The 3,553-nt window shown below is 71.7% G+C and carries 4 protein-coding genes; all 4 read right to left on the reverse strand.

Annotation, left to right across the window (positions count from 1 at the left end; translation table 11 throughout):
• Window positions 1–1,550 (reverse strand): MCP four helix bundle domain-containing protein (locus QFW80_RS00545; RefSeq protein WP_280598946.1); only part of this gene is annotated, 1,550 nt, incomplete at its 3' end.
• 63 nt (window positions 1,551–1,613) lie between these two features.
• On the reverse strand, window positions 1,614–1,874 hold the full coding sequence (locus QFW80_RS00550; RefSeq protein WP_425603472.1) for a hypothetical protein: 261 nt from the start codon (window positions 1,872–1,874) through the stop codon (window positions 1,614–1,616).
• Between the two features lie 324 nt (window positions 1,875–2,198).
• Entirely contained in the window at window positions 2,199–2,969 is a 771-nt protein-coding gene (locus QFW80_RS00555; RefSeq protein WP_280598950.1) for a flagellar brake protein, read from the reverse strand.
• Between the two features lie 155 nt (window positions 2,970–3,124).
• A partial coding sequence (locus QFW80_RS00560) for a methyl-accepting chemotaxis protein (protein WP_280598952.1) occupies window positions 3,125–3,553 on the reverse strand: 429 nt, incomplete at its 5' end.

Genomic DNA, 3,553 nt, shown 5'->3' on the forward strand with positions numbered 1-3,553 from the left:
TGCTGTTCGGTGCGGCGGGAGAGGTCGCTGTTGCCCGAAGCGATCTCGGACGCGGCGGCGTTGATCGCGTCGCTGCCGCTGCGGATCTGGCCGACGATCTCGGACAGCCGGTCCATGGTGGCGTTCGCGTTGTCGCGCATGGTCGCGAACACGCCTTCGAAGTCGCCGTCCATGCGGCTGGTCAGGTCGCCCTGCGCCAGCGCGGTCAGCACGTCGGACACCTGCGACAGGCTCGCGGCATTGGCGTCGAGCAGGCTGTTGAGCTGCCCTGCGAGCTGCAGCAGGAAGCCATCCTTGTCGTCGGTGCGCACGCGTCCGGAGAGATCGCCCGCTGCGGCGGCCGCCACGATGCGGGACACCTCGGCCTCGACCTCGATCTCGGCGGTGCGGTCGGCCCATTCCACCACGAAGCCTTCCTGTCCACCCTCGTGGTCGAGGATCGGGTTGATGACCAGCTGCATCGTGCGCCCCCCCAGGCGGATCTGGGCGCGATGGGTATTGCGCAGCTGGGCGAGCATCGCCGCCTGGTGCTCGGGCGCGCGGTGGAAACCGTCGATGTTGCTGCCGACCAGGGTCGCGGCGTCGAAGTCGGGCAGGTCGCGGCGCAGGTCGTCCTGTACGTCGGTCATCATCTTCTGCAGCGGACCGTTGATGTAGACGATCTCGCGGTCGGTGTTGGCGATCATGACGTTGGTGCTGACGCATTCCAGCGCGGTGCGGATGCGCAGGTTCTCGCTGGCCACGGCCTGGTCGCGTTCGATGCGTTCGCGCAGGTCACGCTGCATGCGCTGCATGGCGCGCAGCAGGTCGCCGATCTCGTCGGCGCGACGGGTGTCGATGTGGCTGTCGAGCTTGCCGTTGGCGACGTCGTTGGCGACGGTGACCGCCTCGCGCGCGGCGCGGGTGAGGTTGCGCGCCATCAGCCAGGCCACCGCCAGGCCGACGCCGATGCCGGCCAGCAGCAGGATCAGCAGCAGCACGCTGGAGCTCGCGTAGGCGCCGCGCGCATCGGCGCGCGAGGCCTGGGCGACCTGGTTGGCCTCGTCGGCGAGCGCGGCGAGCGCGGCGCTGGCGGCGTCGTGCAGGCGGCTGGTCTCGCCGATGAAGGTGTCGGTGGCGTCGTCGGGCAGCTCGAGGTCGAGCATTTCGTTGACCGAGGCGTACGAGACGCGGGCCGCTTCCCACGCGGTCACCAGCTCGGCGAGCATGCGCTGCTCTTCGGGCGTGGTGGCGTAGCGTTTGTAGGTATCGAGGTTCTCTCCGATGCGGGCGTCGATCTCCACTGCACGCTGCCGCGCCTGCTGCTTGACCGCTTCGCTGGCGCGGACCAGGCCGCGGTAGGACGCGGTGCGGTACTCGCCCAGCAGCGCGCGCGTCTCACCCACCAGGGTGACGCTGGGCAGCACGTCGTCGGCCAGGCCGGTGGTCACCCGGTCCATCGAGCGCAGGCCGGTGTACGCGCCGATGCCCTGGACGAGCATGATGAGCAGGACCACGCCGAACGCCAGCATCAGCCTGGGCGCGAGCTTGAGATTCGAGAACCGGTGCATGAAGGACTCCGCCTGTCGAGAATGGAAACGGCCCGGCCGCATGGCGCGGCCGGGCCGGGGGCATCACTTGATCTGGGCGAGCTTGATGTCTCCCGGCGAGCTGACCGCGATCTCGGCGCGGCTGGCGTCGCGCTGGATGGTGCCCACCACGCACACGTCCCTGCCCTCGAGTTCCTCGGGCGAAGGCTTGAACTTGCCGCGCTGGTCCTGCGAGATGCGGGCCGAGAAGGTGTGGCGCGGGAAGGCGCCGCCCATGTGCAGGAAGGTCGGCTGGCCTTCCGAGTTCTCGGCGTAGCGGGTCTTCTCGACCTTGCCGCACACCATGCCGGTCTGGCCGACGTGGCGGGCGGCCTGTTCGGGGCGGATCGCGTCCTGGGCAAAGGCGCCGGCGGCGCTGGTGCCGAGGATGAGGAGGGCCAAGAGGCGGGAGGTCCGGTGGATCATCTGTCTTCTCCGATGGGGGCCTGGTGGCACGCCGGTGAGCGCGCCCGTCGATCCACTAGCGGCCGGACGGCGGCAGACTTTAGGGCGGCGTGAAGACGGTCCGGTCGACGACCCGGTCGCCGCGTGCCGACGGGCGGCCGTATCGCGGGATGGCCATGGGCCTGCTGCCATCGTTGGCAGGCCGGCGACGGGTACGCGCGCGGCTCAGCCGCCGCGACGCAGCCGCGCGTTGCGCTGGCGCTCGATCTGGAAGATGTACTGCATCACCTGCTGCTCGAGCGCGGCGGGCAGGTCGATGAAGCGGCACCCGGCGCGCCAGTGCGGCACGCCGCGCACGTCGTGGCGGGCGATGTAGGCGACCTCCAGCGCGACCGGCATCGGCGGCGCTTCGCCCAGGCGCAGCAGGCACGGCGCCACCCGCGCCTCGGGCTGGAAATCGTGCTGGGCGCTGTCGGGTACCGCCAGGGCGACGCCACCGCCGCTGATGTCCAGCACCCGCAGGCCGGGCGCGTCGGGGTCGGGCGCATGCGCCGCGCTGCCGGTGTGCAGCGTGGCCTGGGCGGTGGGCGAGCAGGGCAGGCGGTAAGTCTCGCGGCGCTGGAGCCGCAGCAGCGCCTCCGGCCAGGGGGTGACGAAGGCGACGTAGTCCTCGTGCACGATCCGCTGGGGCGTCGCGAGCCGGAAGCGGATCGGCACCAGGTCCAGCTGGGCGCTGCACACCAGCCGGCTGGCCGCCGCCATGCGCTGGTTCATGGCCTCGTCGCGGTTGCCGTCGAGTACCAAGGTGCCGTCGTCGTGCACCGCCAGCAGGGCGGTCGGGCAGGCGTATCCGCCGGGCACCAGGCTGGCGCTGATCAGCGCGCGCGCCTCCAGCAGGCCTCGCAGCACCTGCGCGATCGCGGCGGGATCGCGCAGCGAGAACTGCGACTGTTCCTCGTCGTCGAGCAGGTGCGAAAGGTCATCGGCGCCGGGCATCATCCAAAGGCTGCTGGGTCTGTCGCTGGCGTTATCGGCAGCGGCGGCGGGTGATTGAGCGCTCCGCCGTCACGCCGCGGGCCACCGCGGCGTGCGATGCGGTACGGACGCGCGGCGGCGAACGCCACCGGCGCGTCCACCCCACGCGCCGGTAGTCAGAACTCCTGCCATTCGCCCGCGGTTTCGGCGACCCGGGCGCTCGCGGTCTCGCGGATCGGCGGCGATGCCACCCGACCGGCCCGCGGCATGGGCAGCGGCGCCGGCCGCGCGCCGGCGCTGGCCGCCTTCCGCGACTGCGGCGGGGCGGCGGCGGCGGGCGCGGCCACCTGCGCACCCGTCCCCGTGCGGAAGATCGCCACCGTCCGCACCAGGTCGCCGGCATGGGTTTCCATCGCCCGCGCCGCGGCCGTGGCTTCTTCGACCAGGGCCGCGTTCTGCTGCGTGCCCTCGTCCATCTGGGTGATGGCCTGGTTGACCTGCTCGATGCCCGAGGACTGCTCCTGCGAGGCGGCCGAGATGTCGGCGATGATGTCGGTGACCCGCTTCACGCTGGTCACGATCTCGCCCATGGTGCGGCCGGCCTG

Source organism: Luteimonas rhizosphaericola (assembly GCF_029888045.1).
GTDB lineage: Bacteria > Pseudomonadota > Gammaproteobacteria > Xanthomonadales > Xanthomonadaceae > Luteimonas > Luteimonas rhizosphaericola.

Bases quoted from the DNA above. Each gene is read 5' to 3' on its own strand.
- QFW80_RS00550 (WP_425603472.1), bottom strand. From the start codon at position 1,874: ATGGTGTGCGGCAAGGTCGAGAAGACCCGCTACGCCGAGAACTCGGAA.
- QFW80_RS00555 (WP_280598950.1), bottom strand. From the start codon at position 2,969: ATGCCCGGCGCCGATGACCTTTCGCACCTGCTCGACGACGAGGAACAG.